15 protein-coding genes are annotated in these 21,731 nt (G+C 67.1%); 11 read left to right on the top strand and 4 right to left on the bottom strand.

The genetic code is table 11. The features are described from left to right. The first annotated feature begins 69 nt into the window (after positions 1-69). Entirely contained in the window at positions 70-2,580 is a 2,511-nt protein-coding gene (locus H681_RS12175) for a fused MFS/spermidine synthase (protein ID WP_015477163.1), read from the top strand. A 49-nt stretch (positions 2,581-2,629) separates the two neighbouring features. On the opposite strand, the gene H681_RS12180 is transcribed toward H681_RS12175, so the two are convergent. Then, a complete protein-coding gene (locus H681_RS12180; protein WP_015477164.1) occupies positions 2,630-3,763 on the bottom strand; it encodes an AI-2E family transporter in 1,134 nt (377 codons plus the stop codon). Between the two features lie 408 nt (positions 3,764-4,171). Here H681_RS12180 and H681_RS12185 point away from each other — a divergent pair, with 408 nt between their 5' ends. The 4 genes from H681_RS12185 to H681_RS12200 are packed head-to-tail and all read left to right on the top strand — an operon-like array spanning position 4,172 to position 7,613. Beyond that, on the top strand, positions 4,172-4,768 hold the full coding sequence (locus H681_RS12185; RefSeq protein WP_015477165.1) for a paraquat-inducible protein A: 597 nt from the start codon (positions 4,172-4,174) through the stop codon (positions 4,766-4,768). Continuing rightward, entirely contained in the window at positions 4,765-5,412 is a 648-nt protein-coding gene (locus H681_RS12190; protein WP_015477166.1) for a paraquat-inducible protein A, read from the top strand. The genes H681_RS12185 and H681_RS12190 overlap by 4 nt, the downstream gene beginning before the upstream one ends. Next, entirely contained in the window at positions 5,393-7,033 is a 1,641-nt protein-coding gene (locus H681_RS12195) for a PqiB family protein (protein WP_015477167.1), read from the top strand. Before H681_RS12190 ends, H681_RS12195 begins: the two co-directional genes overlap by 20 nt. Before the next feature lie 28 nt (positions 7,034-7,061). Continuing rightward, positions 7,062-7,613, top strand: coding sequence for a PqiC family protein (locus H681_RS12200; RefSeq protein ID WP_015477168.1), 552 nt, complete (start codon positions 7,062-7,064; stop codon positions 7,611-7,613). 36 nt (positions 7,614-7,649) lie between these two features. On the opposite strand, the gene H681_RS12205 is transcribed toward H681_RS12200, so the two are convergent. Next, positions 7,650-8,693 (bottom strand): AraC family transcriptional regulator, encoded by a 1,044-nt coding sequence (locus tag H681_RS12205; protein WP_015477169.1) that lies wholly within the window; start codon positions 8,691-8,693, stop codon positions 7,650-7,652. Positions 8,694-8,819: 126 nt separating this feature from the next. Between H681_RS12205 and H681_RS12210 the strand changes: the two genes are divergently transcribed. Both H681_RS12210 and H681_RS12215 read left to right on the top strand, forming a co-directional pair. Further along, positions 8,820-10,406, top strand: coding sequence for a GMC family oxidoreductase (locus H681_RS12210; RefSeq protein WP_015477170.1), 1,587 nt, complete (start codon positions 8,820-8,822; stop codon positions 10,404-10,406). An 89-nt stretch (positions 10,407-10,495) separates the two neighbouring features. Continuing rightward, the gene (locus H681_RS12215; protein WP_015477171.1) at positions 10,496-12,046 is read left to right on the top strand and encodes a long-chain-fatty-acid--CoA ligase; all 1,551 of its coding nucleotides are present in this window, start codon (positions 10,496-10,498) and stop codon (positions 12,044-12,046) included. 42 nt (positions 12,047-12,088) lie between these two features. Here H681_RS12215 and H681_RS12220 read toward each other — a convergent pair whose 3' ends face one another. Then, positions 12,089-13,681: an arylsulfatase gene (locus H681_RS12220; protein ID WP_015477172.1), complete on the bottom strand. Its 1,593-nt coding sequence runs from the start codon at positions 13,679-13,681 to the stop codon at positions 12,089-12,091. A gap of 339 nt (positions 13,682-14,020) precedes the next feature. On the opposite strand from H681_RS12220, the gene H681_RS12225 reads away from it, so the two are divergent. The 3 genes from H681_RS12225 to H681_RS12235 all read left to right on the top strand — a co-directional run bounded on the left by H681_RS12225 (position 14,021) and on the right by H681_RS12235 (position 19,825). Next, positions 14,021-15,877, top strand: a complete 1,857-nt coding sequence (locus tag H681_RS12225; RefSeq protein WP_041711956.1) for a DUF1302 domain-containing protein — start codon at positions 14,021-14,023, stop codon at positions 15,875-15,877. Positions 15,878-15,890: 13 nt separating this feature from the next. Then, entirely contained in the window at positions 15,891-17,258 is a 1,368-nt protein-coding gene (locus H681_RS12230) for a DUF1329 domain-containing protein (protein ID WP_015477174.1), read from the top strand. 152 nt (positions 17,259-17,410) lie between these two features. Beyond that, positions 17,411-19,825, top strand: coding sequence for a LuxR C-terminal-related transcriptional regulator (locus H681_RS12235; RefSeq protein ID WP_015477175.1), 2,415 nt, complete (start codon positions 17,411-17,413; stop codon positions 19,823-19,825). On the opposite strand, the gene H681_RS12240 is transcribed toward H681_RS12235, so the two are convergent. After that, positions 19,814-20,719, bottom strand: coding sequence for a LysR substrate-binding domain-containing protein (locus H681_RS12240; protein ID WP_015477176.1), 906 nt, complete (start codon positions 20,717-20,719; stop codon positions 19,814-19,816). The two genes, H681_RS12235 and H681_RS12240, sit on opposite strands and share 12 nt — an antisense overlap. Positions 20,720-20,874: 155 nt before the next feature. Between H681_RS12240 and H681_RS12245 the strand changes: the two genes are divergently transcribed. Then, positions 20,875-21,702, top strand: a complete 828-nt coding sequence (locus H681_RS12245; RefSeq protein ID WP_015477177.1) for an FAS1-like dehydratase domain-containing protein — start codon at positions 20,875-20,877, stop codon at positions 21,700-21,702. Positions 21,703-21,731: the final 29 nt, after the last annotated feature.

Raw genomic sequence — 21,731 nt, forward strand, 5'->3', positions numbered from 1 at the left:
TCATCCGCCGCGGGCTTTCCTCTGTCTGACAAGGCGTAGTCGATGTCCTCAGCCGCCGGTTCCTCCCGTATGAGTTCCTCCCGCAGCGCAGAACGAACCACCCGTCCGGGTAAACAGTCGCGACTGCTGATTCCCGCGCTGTTGCTGTTCGTCTCGGGGGGCGCGGCGCTGGTCTACCAGGTGCTGTGGGTCAAGCAACTGTCGCTTGTGGTCGGCGTCGAAGTCTTCGCCGTGACCACGGCGATCAGTGCCTTTTTCGCCGGGCTGGCCCTGGGTGGGCTGGCCTTCGGGCGCTGGGCCGACCGCCTGCGGCGTCCGATCCTCCTGTATGCGGCCCTCGAGCTACTGGTCGCCGTCCTCGGAGTCGCCGCCACGCTGGCACTGTCCGCCGCCGCGGAGCCCTTTGCCCGCCTGGAGGAGCGTGTCGGCCTGCTGGCCTGGCTGCTACCGTTCCTGCTGGTCGGCGGGCCTGCGTTCTTCATGGGCGGCACACTGCCGGTGCTGATCCGCGCCGTGCAACCCGATACCGAACACATGGGCCGCGCCGGCGGCGGGCTGTATGCCGCCAACACCACCGGCGCCATCGCCGGAACCCTGCTGGCGGCCTTCCTGTTGCTGCCAACCCTGGGCGTGATGGGCAGCGCCTATGCCGCTGCCGCGCTCAATCTGCTGGCCGCCGTGGGCGCGCTGATCGCCCAGCGCGGCGCCGTCGAACCGGCAGCCCAGGCTGTCGCCGCCAGCGGGAAACGCAGCCCGGCGGCGCGCCTGGCGATTGCGCTGTATTGCCTCGCCGGGGGCGTGGCGCTGGGCTACGAGGTGGTGTGGACGCAGTCCATCGTACAGTTCATGAGCACCCGCGCCTTCGCCTTTGCGGTGGTGCTGGCCACCTACCTGCTCGGCCTGGTGCTGGGCAGTGCGCTCTACGCGCGGCGAGCCGATCGGATCCGCGATCCCTGGGGCGTGTTCGCGATGCTGATCGCCGCCGCCGGCCTGCTGGCCATCCTGCAGATCGCCGGGCTCGGCCAGTGGCTGGTGGCGGCGCAGGGTCGCGCTGAATACTGGGTGCTGAGCCTGGGTGGCAGCGAGCTGGCGGGGATGTCCGCGCGCTTCGCGGTGGCCGCGCTGTGCGTGGTGTTCCTGCCGACCACCTTGCTCGGCGCGGCGTTCCCCCTGGCGCTGCGCCTGTCGGTGGACAGCGGTCACGTTGGCCGCGATGTCGGTCTGGTGGTGGCGTTGAACACCCTGGGCGGCATCCTCGGCGTCATCCTGACCGGTTTCGTGCTGGTGCCGACGCTGGGCCTGGTGCGCACCCTGGCGGTACTCGCCATCCTGGCCGCGGCCATCGGCCTGCTGGCGGTCTGGCGCGGGGTGGGCGTCGGGAAGGGCGGGCGCCTCGCCGTCGTGGCGATCGCCCTCGCGACCCTGGCGACCAGCGTGCTGACCTCGCCGCGCCATCTCGCCGAGCTGATGCCGGCGGCACGCCACGGCCAGATCACCTTCTACCAGGAAGGGCGCGGCGGCACCGTCGCCGTGGTGGAGCAGGGCAAGGGCGATCGACGCTTCAACCGTCTGTACATCCAGGGCGTTTCCAATACCGGCGATGCCATGCCTTCACTGCGCTACATGCGCCTGCAGGCGCTGTTGCCGCTGCTGATCCATCGTGGCGAGCCGCGTTCCTCGCTGGTCATCGGCTTCGGCACCGGCATCACCGCCGGCGCGATGCTGCGCTACCGCGACCTGCAGCATCCGGTGGTGGCCGAACTACTGCCCGAAGTGCTGGCCGCCGCGCCCCACTTCCAGGGTACGTTCGGCGCCATCAGCGATCCGCGCCTGGAAATCCGCCTGCGCGACGGGCGCCGCGAACTGCTGCGCAGCGACGAGCGCTACGACATGATCACTCTGGAGCCACCACCACCGTCGGCCGCCGGGGTGGTCAACCTGTACTCGCGGGACTTCTACCGCCTGGCCGCCCGGCGCCTGCAGGAAAACGGCGTCGTCGCCCAATGGCTGCCGCTGCCGACGCAGAATGACGAAGACAGCCGCTCGCTGGTGCGCAGCTTCATCGACGTATTCCCCTACGCCTCGCTGTGGACCACCGAGTTCCACGAGATGCTGATGGTCGGCTCGTTGCAGCCCCAGCAGTTGGATGTCCCGCGTATCCGCCAGCGCTTCGAGCAACCGGAAGTCGCCGCGGCCCTGCGCGAAGTGGGGGTCGATTCGCCGCAAGCGCTGCTCGCCACCTGGATCACCGACCGCGATGGCCTGCAGCGCTACGCAGGCGATGCCCCGGCGGTGACCGACGACCAGCCGCGCATCGAATACGCACCCTGGGTACGCTCCCGGGAAATCACCCGGGTGTTGCCGACCCTGCTGGCGTTGCGCTCGGCGCCGCCGCTGGAAGCGGCCGAACCCTCGTTCCGGGGTGCGGTGGACGACCAGTGGCAAAGCCTGCGCCGCTTCTACGGCCTGGGCCTGCACGCCTACCGTGGCGAGCGCGACGCCTGGGCGCGGGATGTACGGCAGATCGCCCGGGAGGAGGGCGATAACCCGTACTACCGCTGGTTCCTGGGAGGGCCCTGATACGACGAGGCGCCGGGGATACCGGCGCCTCGCTCTGCTGCTCGACGGATCAGCGGGAGCTGTCGCTGCGCTCGGCTTGCCCGTCATCGACCTCCACGGCCGCCGCCTGTTGCGAGGCGAGCTGATCCACCCACGAATTGAACAGCTCATAGCCCACGGCCAGCACCACGGGACCGATGAACAGGCCGATGATGCCGTTACTGATCATCCCGCCCAGGGCGCCGATCAGGACCACCGGCATGGGCACGGCGACGCCGCGCCCCAGCATCAGCGGCTTGAGCACGTTGTCCGAGAGCCCGGCGGCGATGGTCCAGATGGCGAACAGGATGGTGGTGGCACCCACGCCGTCCTGGCTGAAGACGTACAGCACCACCGGCAGGGTGATCAGCAGTACCGGGAGCTGCATGATGCCCAGCAGCAGCACCAGCAGGGCGATCAGGCCCGCGCCCGGTACGCCCATCAGCACCAGCGCCACGCCGATCAGCAGCATCTGGATGAAGGCGATGCCCACCACGCCCTGGGCCACCGCGCGAATGGTGGCGGCGCACAGCGTGGCCAGTTCCTGCCCCCGTTCCGGGCTGAAGATACGCTGGGCGATGACCGTGGCGCGGTGTGCGCCGCGTTGGCCGTTGGCCATGATCACGCCGGCGATGATCAGGGCGACGACGAAGACCAGCACGCCAGTGCCGACCCCGGCCAGTTTCACCAGCAGCGTCTTGCTGAGGTCCTTCAGGTGCGGCACTACCTGCTGCAGGGCCCAGCTCAGGTCCCCGGAGGCGTGGTTCCAGATGCGGAAGAGCGGTTCGCCGATCACCGGCCACTCCTGTACCGCCGGGGTGGGCGGCGGGATTTCCAGCTTCCAGTCCTGGGCCGAGTGCAGGGCCGCCTGCACCGAGCTGGCGATGGATTCGCCGAGGAACGCCAGCGGCGCGATCAGGCAGACCAGAGCCAGCAGCACCAGCAGGATGGCCGCCTTGCCGGGGGAGATACCGATGCCGTTGGCGATGCGTGAATTGAGCGGGTACAGGGTGACGGCCAGTATCACCGCCCAGAGCATGACGCCGAGGAAGGGACGAAAGATCTCGTAGCAGAAGATCACCAGGCCGGCGATCAGGCCCGCCCGGATCAGGACATCCAGGTATTCGCGGGCACCGCTGATCTCGAGGAATTTTCGACTGGTCATCGTGTGTTGCTCCTTCTGCCTTGGCTGCCCGGTATGGATCGACGGCGCACGGCCCGTCCATGCCGTCTATTTCGCTACTAGCAGGCTAGACGAGCGCACCTGCCGTTCAAGTGAGCGGAGGGAGGAAGTGCTCATTTAACGACAGCGATCGCTCAGGCCGCCGTCAACGCGATGATGATCGGCCCGCAGACCGCCAGCGGCACATTGGAAATCGCGTAGCACACGGTGAAGCTGATGGCTGTGCCCAGCGTCCGGCGGCGCACTGTCGCGAAATGAAAACGATAAAACCGGCAAGCCCGGAATCTTCGACTAGGCTTGCGCTGCGTAGTCGTTCGAGCATTCCCGTATCCGCCTCGCCGGAGGGCTGACACTCGCGTCGAACGTTGAAATCACCGCTCGGAAGCCCGCATGCCCCAGGCCCATGACCTGATCATCTGCGAATACTGCGACGCCGTTTACCAGCGCGCTTCGTTGCAGCGTCACCAGCGCGCGCTGTGCGTGCGTTGCGGCGGCGTGCTGCAGCGGCATATCGCGCTGACCATCCAGCAGCGCCTGGCCCTGAGCCTGACCGGCGCGGTGCTGCTGGCCTTCGCCAACCTTTACCCGGTGATGACCATCAACATGCAGGGGCTGAGCAATTCGGCGACCCTCTGGGACTCGGTGATGATCCTCAGTACCGGCAGCATCACCTTCATCGCCCTGGTGGTGGCCCTGGCCATCATCCTCGCGCCCATGCTTCAGGTGGCGCTGCTCATCTGGGTGCTGGGGTTCGCCCTGGGAGGGCAGCGCGCGCCGGGCTTCGCTCTGTGCATGCGCGCCCTGGAAGGGGTCCGCCCCTGGAGCATGCTGGAGGTTTGCCTGCTCGGCGCCCTGGTGGCGGTGATCAAGCTGGCCGGGCTGCTGGAAGTGATTCCGGGCATCGGCCTGATGGCCCTGGCCGCCTTGAGCATGCTGCTGATCTATGTGGCCGGACGCGACATCCGCGACCTCTGGGGGCAGGTGTGAGCTCGCCACCACTGGCCCCGGAACTGAACCTCTGCCTGTGTCACGGCTGCGGCCATGCCTGCGACCTGGGGCTTGGCGCGCACCGGTGCGAGCGCTGCGGCGCGCCGTTGCATGCGCGCAAGGCCGATGCCATCCATCGCGGCTGGGCCTACCTGATCGCCGCCCTGGTGTTCTATGTGCCGGCGAACCTGCTGCCGGTGATGCGCACGGAAATGCTTGGCCAGGGCGTCGACAGCACCATCGGTGGCGGCGTGCTGGAGTTCTGGGAAGCGGGCGCCTGGGACATCGCACTGATCATCTTCATCGCCAGCATCGGTGTGCCGGCGATCAAATTCTTCTCCCTGGGCCTGCTGCTGTTCACGGCCCAGCGCCACAGCACCTGGGCGCGCCGGCAGCGCTCGCAGCTGTTTCGCTTCGTGGAACTGATCGGCTACTGGTCGATGCTCGACGTGATGGTCGTGGCGCTGGTCGCCGCCCTGGTGCAGATGCACGGGCTGGGTACCATCGAGCCGCGTCCCGGCATCCTGTTCTTCGGCCTGGTGGTGGTGCTCACCATGCTCTCGGCCATGAGTTTCGATCCACGTCTGATCTGGGACAGCGATCCGCAGAAGGGAGACCGAGTCGATGGTGCAGGACACCGATAAGCAGGCGCAGCCAGGACACGGGGACGTGCAGACCCGGCGCTGGAACGTATCGCTGGTCTGGATAGTGCCGATCGTCGCGCTGCTGATCGGCGCTTCCCTGGTGGTCCGCAACTGGATGCAGGAGGGGCCGACGATCTCGATTTCCTTCCGCACGGGCGAGGGCCTGGTGGCGCACAAGACCCAGGTGAAGTACCGCAGCGTGGTGATCGGCGAGGTGAGTTCGGTGGAACTGGCGCCCGACCGCAAGAGCGTGATCGCCAAGGTGCAGTTGTCCAAGGAGGCCGAGTCCTTCGCCAGCCGCAGCGCGCGGTTCTGGGTGGTGCGCCCGCGCATCGGCGCCGGAGGTGTTTCCGGCGTGGACACACTGCTGTCGGGCAGCTTCATCGGCGCCGACTCCGGCGATTCGAACATCCCCGAGAAGAGTTTCACCGGCCTGGAGTCGCCGCCGCCGATCACCTATGGCGAGAAGGGCAAGCGCTTCATGCTGACGGCTGGCGACCTGGGTTCGCTGGATATCGGCTCGTCGATCTACTACCGGAAGATTCCGGTGGGGCAGGTGGTGTCCTATGCCTTGAAGGCGGACGGCAAGGGCGTGGACATCGGCGTCTTCGTCGAGGCGCCCTACGACGCCTTCGTCACCCAGGACTCGCGCTTCTGGAACGCCAGCGGCGTGGATGTGGCGGTGGATGCCAACGGCCTGAAGGTCAACACCGAATCGCTGTCCTCGGTCCTGGTCGGCGGCCTGGCCTTCGGCACCCCTGACTATGCCGGCGATGCCAAGCCGGCGACGGACCAGCAGGCCTTCGAGCTGTTCGCCGACCGCGACACGGCACTGGCGCCGCCCAGCGGCAAGCCGCTCTACCTGCGCCTGCGTTTCGACCAGGCCATGCGCGGCCTGTCCGTGGGCGCGCCGGTAGAGTTCATGGGCGTGCCGTTCGGCAAGGTCACCTCGTTGAAGCTGGACTACGACCAGGCCAAGCAGAGCTTCCCGGTCATGGTCGATGCGGTGGTTTACCCGGAACGCCTGGGGCCCGTGCACCAGAAGATGCTCAAGGTCTTCCACCACGCGCCGGAGGACGAGGCCGGCACCCGGAGGCTGCTCGGCGCGTTCGTCGAGCATGGCCTGCGGGCCCAGGCGCGCAGCGGCAACCTGATCACCGGGCAGATGTACGTTTCCCTGGACTTCTACCCCGACGCCAAACCGGTCGCCTTCGATGCCGGCGCCCAGCCATTCTCCATTCCCACCGTCCCCGGCAGCCTGGACAAGCTGCAGGAGCAGTTGCAGCAGGTGGTGGAACGCATCAGCAAACTGCCGCTGGAACGTATCGCCAACAACCTGGACGGCAACCTGCGCGAACTGCAGGCCAGCCTGAAGCAGTTCAACACCCAGACGCTGCCGGGCGTGACCAGCACCCTGGCCGAGGTACGGCAGACCTTGCAGACGGCCAACTCGGCGCTGGCGGAAGATTCGCCGCAGCGCGAGAAGCTCAGCGACACGCTGAACGAACTGGATCGCATGTCGCGCTCGCTGCGCGACCTCTCCGACTACCTCGGCAGGCACCCCGAATCGCTGCTTCGCGGCCGCCCGAAGTCCTCGGACGCGAACAACCTGCAGCCCTGATAGCGCATTGCCAAAGGAGTGAATACAGATGCCGAAGCTGCCGACGCTGCTCATTGCCGGGCTGCTCCCGTTGTTCTGGGGATGCAGCAGCGCGCCGATCCACTACCACACCCTGGTGCCGTCGCAGCCGGAGCGGGGGACGGGCAGCAACATCCGTGTCGAGCGGGTCAGCCTGCCGCCCCAGGTGGACCGCTCGCAGATCGTCGTGCGCCAGGGCGGCAGCGGCCTGGCCATCCTGGAAACCGAATGGTGGGGTGCCAATCTGGTGGACGAGTTCCAGAACGCGCTGCAGGACCAGCTTGGCAGCCCCAGCGGTGGCCTCGCCCCTGCGCTGGTGCAGGTCGAGGTACAGCGCTTCGACTCGGTGCCCGGCCGCTATGCGCTGCTGGACGCCACCTGGCGCCTGAAACGCCCCGGCGTCCAGGAGGACCTGACCTGCCGCACTACCGTGCAGAGTCCGGCGGATAACCGCGTGGAGAGCCTGGTGAGCGCGCACCAGGCCAACCTGCGCAAGCTGGCGGACGCCGTCGCCCGGGCCGCGCGTTCCGGGCAGGGGCGTTGCCCGGCATCCGCGGGTTGAGGCGTCGGGCTCGGTGGACGGGGGCGGACGGGGCGTTCACGCGGACTCGCCCGGCCCCGTGTCCGGCACAACGGTAACCTCGAGAAGCCGGCGCCGCATGGCCAGCGGCGTCATGCCGAACCAGCGCCGGCAGGCCCGGTTGAATACGCTCTGTTCGCTGTAGCCCAGAAGGCCGGCGACCTGCGACATGGGCATGTGGCGCTCGGCGAGATAGCTCTCGGCGCGTGAGCGCCGGGCCTTTTCCAGCAGCGCCTCGAATCCGCAGCCCTGTTCGGCCAGGCGCCGCTGCAGGACCCGCTCGTGCAACCCCAACTGCTCGGCGATCAGCGCCAGGCGGCAGCGCTGGGTCGGCAACATCCGCAGGATCAGACTCTCGACCTGATGCACCAGGCCCGCCGGGGCCTGGGCATCGAAGGGGCTGAGGTAATCGAGCAGCACGCGGTGCAGTTGCGGGTCCTGCTGCTCCACCCGCTGGCTGAGGTGTTCCTTGCGCAGCACCAGCGCGTTGCAGGCCTGCCCGGTGTAGACCGCGGTATTGAAGTAGCGCCGGTAACGCGCCGCGGAGAGCGGCGTGAGGCCGCCCAGCAACAGGGATTTCGCACTGAACCGGGCGCCGCAAAGCAGCTTCATCGTGTTGTGCGCCACCCCCATCGCCAGTTCCTGCATCTGCCGCTGCTGCAACTGGCCCGGCAGGCGGAGATCGATCACCAGTCGCGGCGCCTCCGGGTCGTTGCGGTCGAGTTGAACGTCGATGCCGGGGCTGTGGTAGCCGATGAACCGCGAGACCTCCCCCAGCGCCTGGCCGACGGTGGCAGAGTTGCGTGCGATCAGGGCCACCGGCCCAAGGACATGCAGGTCCTGGTACTCCGCCAGGCGCAGCCCGAAATCCGCGCAGTTCAGCTCGCCTGCGGCGTACTCCAGGACATCCACCAGGGCGCGAAACGGTACCCGGGCCTCATCGTCCTCGAGCAGCCTCGGGTCGATGCGGAAGCGCCTCAGCAGTTGAGTGGGATTGCCGCCCAGTTGGCCCACCAGCTCGGGGAAACCGGTGAAGGAGGTGATACGGATGAGAGCTGTCACAGTCGCCAAAGATCAAAAGTGAGTCGTCAAAGATCAATTAATCTGCGCTTCGCCGGCGAAAAATTCCAGTCCAATGCACCGAGGCCTGTTCCCGGTGCGCCTCTTCCGCAAACCGAGAACAACAATATGGAATTCGATTACATCATTGTGGGTGCGGGTTCGGCCGGCTGCGTCCTGGCGAACCGCCTGAGCGCCGATCCTTCGGTACGGGTCTGCCTGCTGGAGTCGGGTCCGGAAGATCGCTCGCCGCTGATCCATACACCGCTGGGGGTCGCCGCGATCCTGCCGACGCGGCATGTGAACTGGGCGTTCAACACCGTTCCCCAGCCCGGCCTGAACGGCCGGCTGGGCTATCAGCCGCGTGGCAAGACCCTCGGCGGAAGCAGCTCGATCAACGGCATGATCTACATCCGTGGCCACCGGAGCGATTACGACGACTGGAGCGTGCTGGGCAACAGCGGCTGGTCCTACACAGACGTGCTGCCGTACTTCCGCAGGAGCGAGCAGCATCACCGGGGCGAATGCGACTTCCACGGCGGCGATGGCGAGCTGTATGTCGGCCGTGTGCAGCCGCACCGCGCCACGGATGCCTTCCTCAGCGCCGCTCAGCAGGCGGGGCACCGTCGCAACGCGGACTTCAATGGCGCCGAGCAGGAAGGCGTCGGGCACTACGACGTAACCATCCGCGAAGGTCGTCGCTGGAGTACCGCCAGCGCCTTCCTCAAGCCGATCCGCGAACTGCGCGGCAACCTGACCGTACTCACCGGCGCCCACGCGCAGCGCATCCTGTTGCAGGGCAAGCGGGCGTCCGGCGTTCAGGTGTCGATCAAGGGTGAGCGCCTGGAGCTCACGGCGCGCAAGGAGGTACTGCTCTGCGCCGGCGCGTTCGGCAGTCCGCAGTTGCTGATGCTCTCGGGCATCGGCGAGGCCTCCGAGCTCAAGCCCCACGGCATCGCGATGCAGCATGAGCTGCCGGGGGTCGGGCAGAACCTCCAGGACCACCCGGACAGCGTGCTCTGCTACAAGAGCCACGACACCTCGCTGCTGGGCATTTCCGCCAGGGGCACGCTGCGCATGGGCAAGTCCTTCGTCGATTACCTGCGGCATCGGAACGGCCCCTTCGCCAGCAACTGCGCCGAAAGCGGCGGCTTCCTCAAGACCTCGGCGGACCTGTCGCGTCCGGACATCCAGCTGCATGCGGTCATCGGGACGATCGACGATCACGGCCGCAAGCTGCACTGGGGACACGGTTTCAGCTGCCATGTCTGTGTGCTTCGCCCCAAGAGCATCGGCAGCGTGGGCCTGCAATCCGCCAACCCGTTCGCGCCGCCGCGCATCGACCCGAACTTCCTCGGCCACGAGGACGACGTGCAGACCCTGCTGAAGGGCTACCGCATGACACGGGAAATCATCGAGCAGGCCCCATTGGCCCATTACGGGCTGAAGCCCATCTACGGCAAGGACCTGCACAGCGATGAGCAACTGATCGAGTTGCTGCGCCAGCGCACCGACTCCGTCTACCACCCGATCGGCACCTGCAAGATGGGCAACGACGAAATGGCCGTGGTGGATGACCGCCTGCGTGTCCGTGGCATCGAGGCGCTGCGGGTGGTCGATGCCTCGATCATGCCCACGCTGGTCGGCGGCAACACCAACGCGCCGACCATCATGATCGCCGAGCGAGCGGCGGAGTGGATCATCGACGCCGCCTGAGGTCTCCATTTTCCGCGCCAGCGCGCCAGAGGCCGATTACCGCCGGCCCCTGGCCGATTCTCCAGAACAATCAGCAAGGTCGACGATTCATGCTTCTCACCCAAGCCCTGCACACCGCCGCGCAGCTCTATCCCGAGCATCCCGCCACTCTCTGCCACGGTCGCGAGCGTACCTACCGGCAGGCCCTGCAACGAGTCGCCCGCCTGGCTGCCGGCCTGCGCAATCATGGGCTGGAGGAGGGTGGGCGGATCGCGATCCTGGCATTGAACTCCGACCGTTACCAAGAAGGCCTGTTGGCCTGCTGGTGGGCCGGCGGCGTGGTGAACCCGGTGAACATCCGCTGGAGCGCCGGGGAGATCACCTACTCCCTGGAGGACAGCGGCGCCCGCGTGCTCATTGTCGATGACCAGCACCTGCCATTGCTCAGCCAGATTCTTGCCAGCCTGCGCCACCCGCCGCTGCTGGTCTACGCCGGCGAGGGCGCGACGCCGAGCGGCATGCTCGGCTTCGAGGCGCTGATCGCCGAATCGGCACCCATCGCTGACGCCGGCGCCGGCGGCGAGTCGCTGGCGGTGATCCTCTATACGGGCGGCACCACCGGCAGGCCCAAGGGCGTGATGCTCTCCCACGACAACCTGCTGTCGGGCGTGCTGATGCGTCTTGCGGACCTGCCGCCGGTGGCGGGCCGGGTAGGGTTGTCCGTCGCGCCGCTGTTCCACATCGCCGGACTGGCGTCCGCCTATGCGCGGATCCTGACGGGGGCGAGCAACATCTACCTGCCGTTGTTCGACGCGCTCCAGGTGCTGGAAACCGTGCAACGCGAGCGTGCCAACGAAATACTGCTGGTGCCGACCATGCTCCAGGCGCTGCTCGATCACCCGAGTTTCGCCGAGTTCGACCTGTCGTCGCTCGAGCGCGTGTTGTATGGCGCATCACCCATCAGCGCCGCTCTGCTGGACAGGGCCGTCGCCGGCCTGCCCTCGGCGGGTTTCGTCCATCTCTACGGCCTGACCGAGAATGGCGGGCAGATTTCCGCCAATCCACCGTGCAACCACAAGGCCGACGGCGGTCTCAGCCGCTCGGTGGGCCGGCCCACGCTGGGGCAGTGGGTGCGGATCGTCGACGAGCAGGGCCATGAGGTGCCGCGCAATACCGTCGGCGAGCTCATCGCCAGGGGGCCGTCGGTCATGCAGGGGTACTGGAATCGTCCGGAGGATACGGCCGCGACGCTACGCGACGGCTGGTTGTACACCGGAGATGCGGCCTACATGGATGACAGTGGTCACCTGTTCGTCGTCGATCGCATCAAGGACATGGTCATCAGCGGCGGCGAGAACATCTATTCCGCGGAGGTGGAGAACGTGCTAGCTCGCCATCCCGCCGTTGCGCTGTGTGCCGTGATCGGGGTTCCCCATGATGCCTGGGGCGAGGCCGTGCATGCCGTGGTGACGCTCAAACCGGGCCGGCAGACGGATGCCGAGGGGCTCATCCGGCATTGCCGGGAGGCGCTGGCTGCCTACAAGTGCCCGAAGTCCATCGAGTTCCGTGAGAGTCTGCCGCTGTCGGGCGCCGGCAAGATCCTCAAGCGCGACCTGCGCGAGCCGTACTGGCAGTCGGTGCGGCAAGGCGCGAGCGCCTGACCGGGGGAGGCCACGCCCCGGGACCGGGGCGTGGCGGGTGGCTCACTGCTTCTGTGCGGCGGCCTGCTGTTTCATCTTCTCGGCGATCTTCTGGTACACCGACTGCTGTACCTGGTCGATGGTGAAGCTGGCCGGGCGCTGGCTCGGCGGCCACTCGATGAAGGTCTGCAGGAACTGCGTGGACTTCATGGTGGCGATGCCCATCAGGTAGGCGTTCTTCACCAGCCAGTCGTTGTACTGGTCGGAGACGATGTCGGCCGTCTCGTACGGGTCCATGCGCAGGTTGTAGAGCTTGGGAATGCGCAGGCAGACGAAGGGTTCGCTCCACACCTCGAAGCCGCCGGGCTTGCGCTGTTCGCAGAACACCGCCTTCCAGTTGCCGAAGCGCATGGCCACCAGTTGGCCCTCGTCGTTGAAGTAGTAGAACTCGTCGCGCGCGCTCTTCTTCGCCTTGCCGGTAAGGTAGGGGAGCTGGTCGTAGCCGTCCAGGTGGACCTTGAAGGTCGGCCCGCCCGCCGTCGGCGCCCAGCCCTTGAGCAGCTTCTCCTTCGCGTCAGGCACACCCGCGGCGGAGAGCAGGGTCGGGAACCAGTCCAGGCCGGAGACCAGATCATTGGACACCTGGTCCGCCTTGATGTGGCCCGGCCAGCGGATCATCGCCGGTACGCGGAACGCGCCTTCGTAGTTGGAGTTCTTCTCGTTACGGAACGGCGAGGTGGCGGCGTCCGGCCAGGTGAAGCGGTTCGGGCCATTGTCGGTGGTGTAGATGACGATGGTGTTGTCGGACAGCTTCAGGTCGTCGAGGGTCTTGAGCAGCTTGCCGACGTCGCCGTCGTGCTCGAGCATGCCGTCGGCGTACTCGTTGCCGGGCATGCCGCTCTGGCCCTTCATCGAATCGCGCACGTGGGTGTAGAGGTGCATGCGCGTGGTGTTCATCCAGACGAAGAACGGCTTGTCGGCCTTGGCCTGCTTGTCGATGAAGTTGATGGCGGCCTGGGTGGTCTCGTCATCGATGGTTTCCATGCGCTTCTTGGTCAGCGCACCGGTGTCCTCGATCTTGCCGTCGGCATAGGAGTGGATCACCCCGCGCGGGGAGAAGTGCTTGACGTAGGGATCCTTCGGGTCCTTCGGCCAGTACGGGCGCTCGGGTTCCTCTTCGGCGTTGAGGTGATACAGGTTGCCGAAGAACTCGTCGAAGCCGTGCTTGGTCGGCAGGAACTCATCGCGGTCGCCCAGGTGGTTCTTGCCGAACTGGCCGGTGGCGTAGCCTTGTCCCTTGAGGGCCTGGGCCAGGGTGATGTCGCGGTCCTGCAGGCCCACCGGCGAGCCGGGGATGCCGACCTTGGTCAGGCCGGTGCGCAGCGAGGCCTGGCCGGTGATGAAGGTGGAGCGCCCGGCGGTGCAGCTGTTCTCCGCGTAGTAATCGGTGAACAGCATGCCTTCCCTGGCGATGCGATCGATGTTCGGCGTGCGGTAGCCGACCACCCCCTGCGAGTAGGCGCTGATGTTGGTCTGGCCGATGTCGTCGCCGAAGATCACCAGGATGTTCGGCTTGTCGGCGGCCTGGGCGCCAACTCCGGCCAGCAGGCCGACGGCCAGAGCCAGCCGCGGCAGCCAGCTGCGGTTGCGGGTCATAACACGGTTCTCCGTGATGCTTGTTGTTGGGGATGACAGGCCCTGGCCGCAGACGGCCGGACACTGGTTGTCATTGAACGCGGCATGGGATGGAGTGCAAATCACCCGATCGGGTGGTTTGCCAACAGAGTGGGGGGCGGTTGGGGATGGGTGTTACGCACTGTATCGCGCGTTTCGCCCGGTACCGGGGCAGGGCCTGCCGACAATGGCGCAAGCGCGAGAAAAAGGGACTTCGCCACCCTCTCGGGTGATGCGAAAAATCACCTGTTCAGGCGCTTTTTCGCGCTACCGGCGACTGACAGCATGCGCACTCCAACACATGGATCACTGGAGTACCGCATGCCAACAATAACAATGCGCGGAAGCTTCCGACCGCAGGCCCTGGCTATCGCCGTGGCGCTGGCCTGGACTGCACAGGCGCAAGCCGTAAGCTTCAACATTGGCGAGATCGAAGGGCAATTCGACTCGTCGCTTTCCCTGGGCACCAGTTGGGCCCTGCGCAACCCCGATCCGGATTTCGTCTCCAACTACAACGTGGTCGGCGCCAAGGGCAAGGCCGCCTCGCGCACCGCCGACGACGGCCGCCTGAACTTCAGCAAGGGCGACACCTTTTCGAAAATCTTCAAGGGCATCCACGACCTCGAGCTCAAGTACGGCGACTCCGGCGCCTTCCTGCGCGGCAAGTACTGGTACGACTTCCAGCTCAAGGACGAGGACCTGCGCTACTACAACATCGATGACCGTGGTCGCGACCAGTCGGCCAAGGCCTCGGGCGCCGAGTTCCTCGATGCCTTCGTCTACCACAACTACCAGGTGGCCGACCTGCCGGGCAACGTGCGTTTCGGCAAACAGGTGGTGAGCTGGGGCGAGAGCACCTTCATTCCCAACTCGATCAACTCGATCAACCCGGTGGACGTCTCCGCGCTGCGCCGCCCCGGCGCCGAGGTCAAGGAAGCGCTGGTGCCGGTCCAGCTGTTCTACCTCTCCCAGGGGCTCAGCGAGAACGTCACCGCCGAGGGTTTCTACCAGATCAAGTGGGACAAGACGATCACCGAGAACTGCGGCACCTTCTTTGCCGTCGACGCGGTGGCCAAGGGGTGCGACGACCGCCTGGTGATCGCCGGTCCCGACTTCGCTCCGGGCGACCCGCGGGCCAACAGCGGCAGCATCCTGGATGTGGCCGGGGGCCGCGCCAACGCCTACATCCCCCGTGGCGACGACCACGAGCCGGGCGACTCGGGACAGTTCGGCCTGGCCCTGCGCTGGTTCATTCCGGACTTCAACGACACCGAGCTGGGTGCGTACATGATGAACTATCATAGTCGCAACCCCTCCCTGAGCTTCACCCGCACCACCTTCGCGGGGCCCTCCAACGCGCTGACCACCGCCAGCCGCGTGCGTGGCGCCAGCTACTTCGTCGATTACCCCGAAGATATCCGTCTGTACGGCCTGAGCTTCCAGACCAACCTGGCCGGCGTCGCGCTCGGCGGCGAGATCAGCTACCGGCCGAACATGCCGATGCAGATCAACACCGCCGACCTCAACCTCGCGGCGATGAACCAGCTCGGCCTGGTCAACGGCGTGCCCACTGCCGTGTCCCCGGTGTTCGTCGACGGCCAGGCGGTCAATGCGCCGGGCTCGGCGATCCAGGGCTACAAGCGCCTGCCGTTCACCCAGATGCAGGTCACCGCCACGCAGTTCTTCGATCAGGTGATGGGCGCCGAGCGCCTGACCCTGGTGGGCGAGGTCGGCTACGACCACATCAGCGGCATCGACAACTCCCTGGGCAGCCTGCGCTTCGGCCGCAGCCCGACCTACGGCGCCGGCGAGCTGCTCGACCAGTCGGTGTGCGTCGGTACCGCCGCCGGTACGGCCGGGGCCAGCAACCCGCAGCAGGAGTGCAACAGCGACGGCTTCTACACCAGCAGTTCGTGGGGCTACCGGGTACGCGGCATCCTCGACTACCCGAACGTGATCGCCGGCATCAACTTCAAGCCGAACATCGCCTGGTCGCACGACGTCAACGGCACCGGGCCGAGCTTCGAGGAAGGCGCCAAGGCCATCAGCCTGGGTCTGGATGCGGACTACCAGAACACCTACACGGCGAGCCTGAGTTACACCAACTACTTCGGTGGGGATTACAACACCATGACCGACCGCGACTACATGTCAGTCAGCGTCGGCGTGAATTTCTGAGCAGGTGAACAGCATGTACATGATGAATTTGATGAAGGGCACGATCCTCGGCCTGAGCCTCCTGGCGAGTTCGGTACACGCCGCGGTTTCGGCCGAGGAAGCGGCCAAGCTAGGCACCACCCTGACGCCGCTGGGCGCCGAGAAGGCCGGCAATGCCGACGGCAGCATCCCGGCCTGGACCGGGGGGCTGCTGCCCGGCGCGGGCAAGGTGGAGAACGGCTTCCTCAGCAACCCGTTCCCCGACGACAAGCCTCTGTTCGTCATCACCGCGCAGAACGCCGAGCAGTACAAGGACAAGCTCACCGCCGGCCAGATGGCGCTGTTCAAGCGCTATCCGGACAGCTACCGCATGCCGGTGTATGTGACTCGTCGCACCGCCGCCAGCCCGCAGGCCATCTATGACGCCGCGAAGCGCAGTGCGCTGCACACGGAGGAGGCGAATGACGGGAACAGCCTGGCCAACTTCAGCGATTCCCGCAACTACGCATTCCCGATTCCCAAGAACGGCTTGCAGGTGGTGTGGAACCATACGACTCGCTACCGCGGGCCGAATCAGCGCCGACTCACCGCCCAGGCGGTCCCGCAGGTCGACGGTTCCTTTACCCCGGTGACTTTCGAGGAGGACATCGCCTTTCCGCAGTTGCTCAAGGATGGCGACCCCAGCAAGAATTCGAACGTGCTGTTCTACTACAAGCAGAGCGTGACCAGCCCGGCACGCCTGGCCGGCAACGTGCTGCTGGTGCATGAAACCATCGACCAGGTGTCGGAAGGCCGCCTGGCCTGGGTCTACAACGCCGGCCAGCGCCGTGTGCGCCGTGCCCCGCAGGTCGCCTACGATGGCCCAGGCACTGCCGCCGATGGTCAGCGTACCTCGGACGACTCGGACATGTTCAACGGTGCCCCGGACCGCTACGACTGGAAGCTGATTGGCAAGAAGGAAATCTACATCCCCTACAACAACTACCAGCTGTGGTCGCCCAAGCTGAAATATTCCGAAATCATCCAGCCGGGCCATATCAACCAGGATCTGACCCGTTACGAGCTGCACCGCGTGTGGGAAGTGGAGGCTACCCTCAAGCCCGGCCAGCGCCATATCTACGCCAAGCGTCACTACTACTTCGACGAGGACACCTGGATGGCGGTCGAGTCTCAGCTGTATGACGGTCGCGGCCAGCTCTGGCGTGTCGGCGAAGGTTTTGCGGTGAACAACTACGAGCAGGGTACCGCGTTGTACGCGGCGAATACTCTGAACGACCTGATCTCCGGCCGCTATCTGGTCATGGCGCTGCAAAACGAATCCAGGCGTGGAATCGACTTTACGCTGGAGGCCAAGGCCAACGACTTCACCCCTGCGGCCCTGCGCAACGCAGGTATCCGCTAAGCCCCACGGCGCCGCCTCCCAGGGAGGGTAGGGCGGCGCCATACCTCGGACTAGTCTCCCGGCTAGTCCGAACGACCGATTGTTCCCCTCATCCCCGAATGCTCTGCTGACACCCCGACGCAGCACGAATTACAACGAAAACGGGTGTCGCCATGTCCAGTTTCTCTGCCATTGCCGCCGGTGCTCCGGTGTCCATGCCTGCTACGCAGTTGCCGCGCGAGCCGCTGCTGCAAGTCCTGCTGGAGTCTCCACGTCGTCTGAGCCTGCTCTGCGCGCCGGCCGGGTATGGCAAGAGCGCCCTGGCCCGTGCCGCCCTGGAGCGCCTGCCGGCCAGTTGCGCGCGCATCTGGCTGGATTGCGCCGACCAGCCGCTGGGCGTGACGGCCGTGTGCTCGCAGATCGCCCGTAGCCTGGGATTGCCGGAGAGCGACCCGGCCAGCGTGCTGCTGGCCCTGCAACTGCGCCGGCAGCCGCTCTGGCTGGTGCTGGACGACTACCCGCAGGCCCCCGATGCCGAGCTCGATGCCTGGGTTCAGCGTCTGCTGGGCCTGGCCGAGACGCCTCTGTACCTGCTGGTCAGTTGCCGCCAGCGCCCGGACTGGAACCTCTCGCGCCTGTTGCTCGACGAGCGCCTGTGCGAACTGGGCGCCGCGCAACTGGCCTTCAGCCGCGCGGAAAGCGATGCGCTGGCGCTCGCCCTGGGCCATGACAGCGAATGCCGCGAACGCCTGTGGGCGGCCACGCAGGGCTGGTGCGCCGGCGTGCGGCTGCTGCTCAGCGCGCGCGACGGCGTCCATGCGCCGGGCGAAGTGGCGTCCTGGCTGCGTTCCTACCTGGAGCAGGAACTTCTCGGCCGCCTCGACGCCGAGGCGGGCGACATGCTCTGCGGCCTGGCCTACCTGCCGCGCTTCAACCGCGAAATCTGCGCCGGCCTCTGGGAAGAGCAGGGCGGCGAACTGTTCGACCGCCTGCACCAGGGCCAGGGCTTCTTCCTTCCAATGGACGCCGAAGGCCGCTGCTTCCGCCTGCCGCCGCTGGTGGCCAAGGCCCTGCAGGACCACCTCCAGGGGCCTGCCCTGACCCGCCTGCGTCTGCGTGCCTGCAGCGTGCTGAGCCAGGCAGGCTGGCTGAACGAAGCCATCGAAATGGCTCTGGGCGCCGGCCAGCCGGAAGTCGCCGCCAGCTATATGGATCGCCTGGACATGGACTGGCTGTTCGCCGGCCGCCACCTGCGCCTGCTGCTGGACTGGCGCGAAAAACTCCCGGCGGCGCTGATGGAAAGCACCCCCCGGCTGATCTGCCTGAACACCCGCGCGCTGCTGTTCAGCTGGCGCCTGGACGAGGCCGAAGCCTGCATCGCGCGCCTCGGCGACTTCCTGCCGCAAGCCCAGGCCACGCGCAACCATCGCCTGCTGGCCAACTGGCTGGCCCTGCGCGGTGCGCTGGACGGCATGCACGGCCGCATGGACGATGCGCGTGAACGCTGCAGCGCCGCCCTGGCGGAACTGGACCCGCGCGACTGGCGTTCGGCGCTGCTGTGCCAGACCACCCTGGCGCGCCTGGACATGGCCTGCGGCCAGCCGCAGTCGGCGCGGCGCACCCTGCGGGAGGCCGTCGAACTGGCGCGCCGTCGGGGCTGCCTGGCCAGCGAAGTGCTGCTCGACTGTGACCGCATCCGCCTGGCGCTGCTCTGCGGCGAAGCGGGGCAGGCGCAGGCCCTGCTGGACGCTTGCTGCGAACGGGTAGCGGCGACCGGCCAGGAACATGGGCTGCTGCTCGGCCGCCTGGCCTTCCTGCGCGGTGAACTGCTCCTGCTGCAGGGCGACCTGGAAGGCGCTGGCGCCATCCTCGAAAGCGGCGTGACGCAGGCCCGCACCTGCGCCGATCCCTATATCCTGCACGGTCTGCTCGGCCTCGCCGAAGTCGCCTCGCGTGGTGGCGAGCATCTGGAAGCCGGACGCATGGTGGATGAAGCCGAACGCTGCATGCACCGCTGGCGGGTACAGCCAGCCTGCTATGCATTGCCACTGCAGGGCCTGCGTTTGCGCCTGCTGGCACGCCAGGGCCAATGGCAGCGCCTGCACCAGGAAGGCCAGGCGCTGGCGACGGAGCCGCTGGCGCCGCCGCTGCACACCCCCTCGCTGCCGCAGCGCCTGCGTTATCTGCTGGCGCTCGCCGAGGCCGGCTGCGGCGACCCCCTGGCGGCGCGCGAACGTCTGCGCCGCCTGCAGGACGAATGCCAGCGCCTGGAACTCTACGGCCTGGCCCGCGAGGCGCAGCACGCGCTGGAAAGCCTGGCCGGCGGCGTGCAGACCGAGCAACTGCCCGGCCTGCTGCCGGCAGGGCCCGCCGGCACCGCCGAGGGTTGTGGGCACGGCCTCACCGCCCGCGAGGTCACGGTGCTGCGGCTGTTGGCCGAAGGCCTGTCGAACCAGGAGATCGGTAACAGCCTGTTCATCTCGCTGAACACCGTGAAGACACACACCAAGAAGATCAACGTGAAGCTCGGCGTGCGCCGGCGTACCCAGGCCATCGTCCGCGCCAAGTCACTGGGGCTACTCGGGTGAGCGGCCGCCGCCGGCCTGCCGCAGCAGATCCACCAGCGCCCGCGCGCAGCCGGGCAGGGCCTCGTGGTCGCGTAGCAGCACGCTGCGTTCGCGAACGACCCAGGGCTCGTCCAGAGCGAGGATCTGCAGGTTCATGGTGCGGCTGTGGCGCAACGCCGCCGTTTCCGGGATGACCCCGATGCCGACACCGGCCTCGACCATCCGGCAGATGGCCTCGAAGCTGGCCACCTGGATACGCAGGTTGAGGCTGCCGCCGACGCGCTTCACCTGCTCGCGCAGGAAGCTCTGCAGGGTGCTGCCCTCGTGCAGGCCGATGTGAGCGAAGCCCAGGGTATCGGCCAGCGTCAGGTGCCGCAGACGGCCTAGCGGATGCTCCGGCGGTACCACCAGGACCAGCCGGTCGGTGCTGAAGTGCACCACCTGCAAGCCTTCGGCGCGCACCGGACCGGCAACGATGCCCAGGTCGGCGGAGCCGTCGAGGATGGCGCGGACGATGTCGCGGTTCAGGCGTTCCTGCAGGTCCACGCTGACACCGGGGCGCACCGCGAGGAAGCCGGCCAGCAGCTCGGGCAGGAACTCGGTGACCGCCGTGGTGTTGGCGAAGATGCGGATGTGCCCGACCTGGTCGCCGCCCTGTTCGCTGAAGTCATCCTTCAGATGATCCACCTGGCGCAGGATCAGCCGCGCGTGCTGCAGCAGCCGGTGGCCCGCCGGGGTCAGCTCGACGCCGCGGTTGTCGCGATACAGCAGGCGGCAGTCGAGCTGGCCCTCCAGCGCCTTGATCCGCGCGCTGGCGGCGGCGGCCGAGAGATGGGCGCGGCGCGCGCCCTGGGTAAGGCTGGGGGCTTCGGCGATGTGCGCAAAAAGCCGCAGGTCGGCCAGGTCGAAGTGCATGGGGCGGTTCTCCGCGAAACGGCAGACAGCCCCGCTAGGCTGTCAGTGTCGAAGTGGCGTTAGGATTTCCCTAACGCTGGATTATAAAAATGTATATTCAGCGAACGCAAGCCCTGTTGCATGCTCCGTTCATCAAACCTGCCAAGAGGTCCGAAATGAGCGATTCACCCTACGCCGACTGGATCGGCCGCTCCCAGGAGCGCGAGGAAGAATTGAGTACGCTGCTGGTCCGCCGCCTGGCCGTGACCCTGGCCGAAGAGGCTCCGGCTGCTGGCGAGGCGCTGCCGCCGCTGTGGCACTGGATGTTCTTCCAGGATGAAGTGATCGAGCCGGGCCTGGGCGCCGACGGCCACCCGGCGCGCGGCGGCTTCCTGCCCCCGGCCGATGGGCGCAACCGCATGTGGGCCGGCGGCCGCCTGGAGTTCCATGAGCCGCTGCGCGTCGGCGGCGTGGCGAAGCGCACCACCACTATCCTGAATGTCGAGGAAAAGCACGGCCGCACCGGCTCGTTGCTGTTCGTCACCCTGCGCCACGAATTCGTCCAGGACGGCCGCCTGGCGTTCAGCGAAGAGCAGGACATCGTCTACCGCGAGCCCAGCCCGCCCAAGCTTTCCAGCGGCGACGCAATGCCCGTCGGCGGCTGGCGCGAGGCCGTGGTGCCGTCGCCGATCCTGCTGTTCCGCTACTCCGCGCTGACCTTCAACGGCCACCGCATCCATTACGACTGGCCCTACGTCACCGAGGCCGAGGGCTACCCCGGACTGGTGGTGCACGGCCCGCTGATCGGCACCCTGAACCTGCGCGCGTTCTGCCGAGCCAACCCCAACGCACGCCTGCGCCGCTACGCCTACCGTGGCCAGCGCCCGCTGATCAGCCCCGAGCCGTTCGAAGTCGGCGGCCGCCTGAGCGGCCCCGGCAAGGCCGAAGTCTGGGCCGGCAACGGCGCCGGCATCGCCCAGCGCGGCGAAGTGGAATTCGACTGACCGCACCTTTCCCGGTGCCCCCAACAAGA

It is taken from the genome of Pseudomonas sp. ATCC 13867, assembly GCF_000349845.1.
Classification (GTDB): Bacteria; Pseudomonadota; Gammaproteobacteria; order Pseudomonadales; family Pseudomonadaceae; genus Pseudomonas.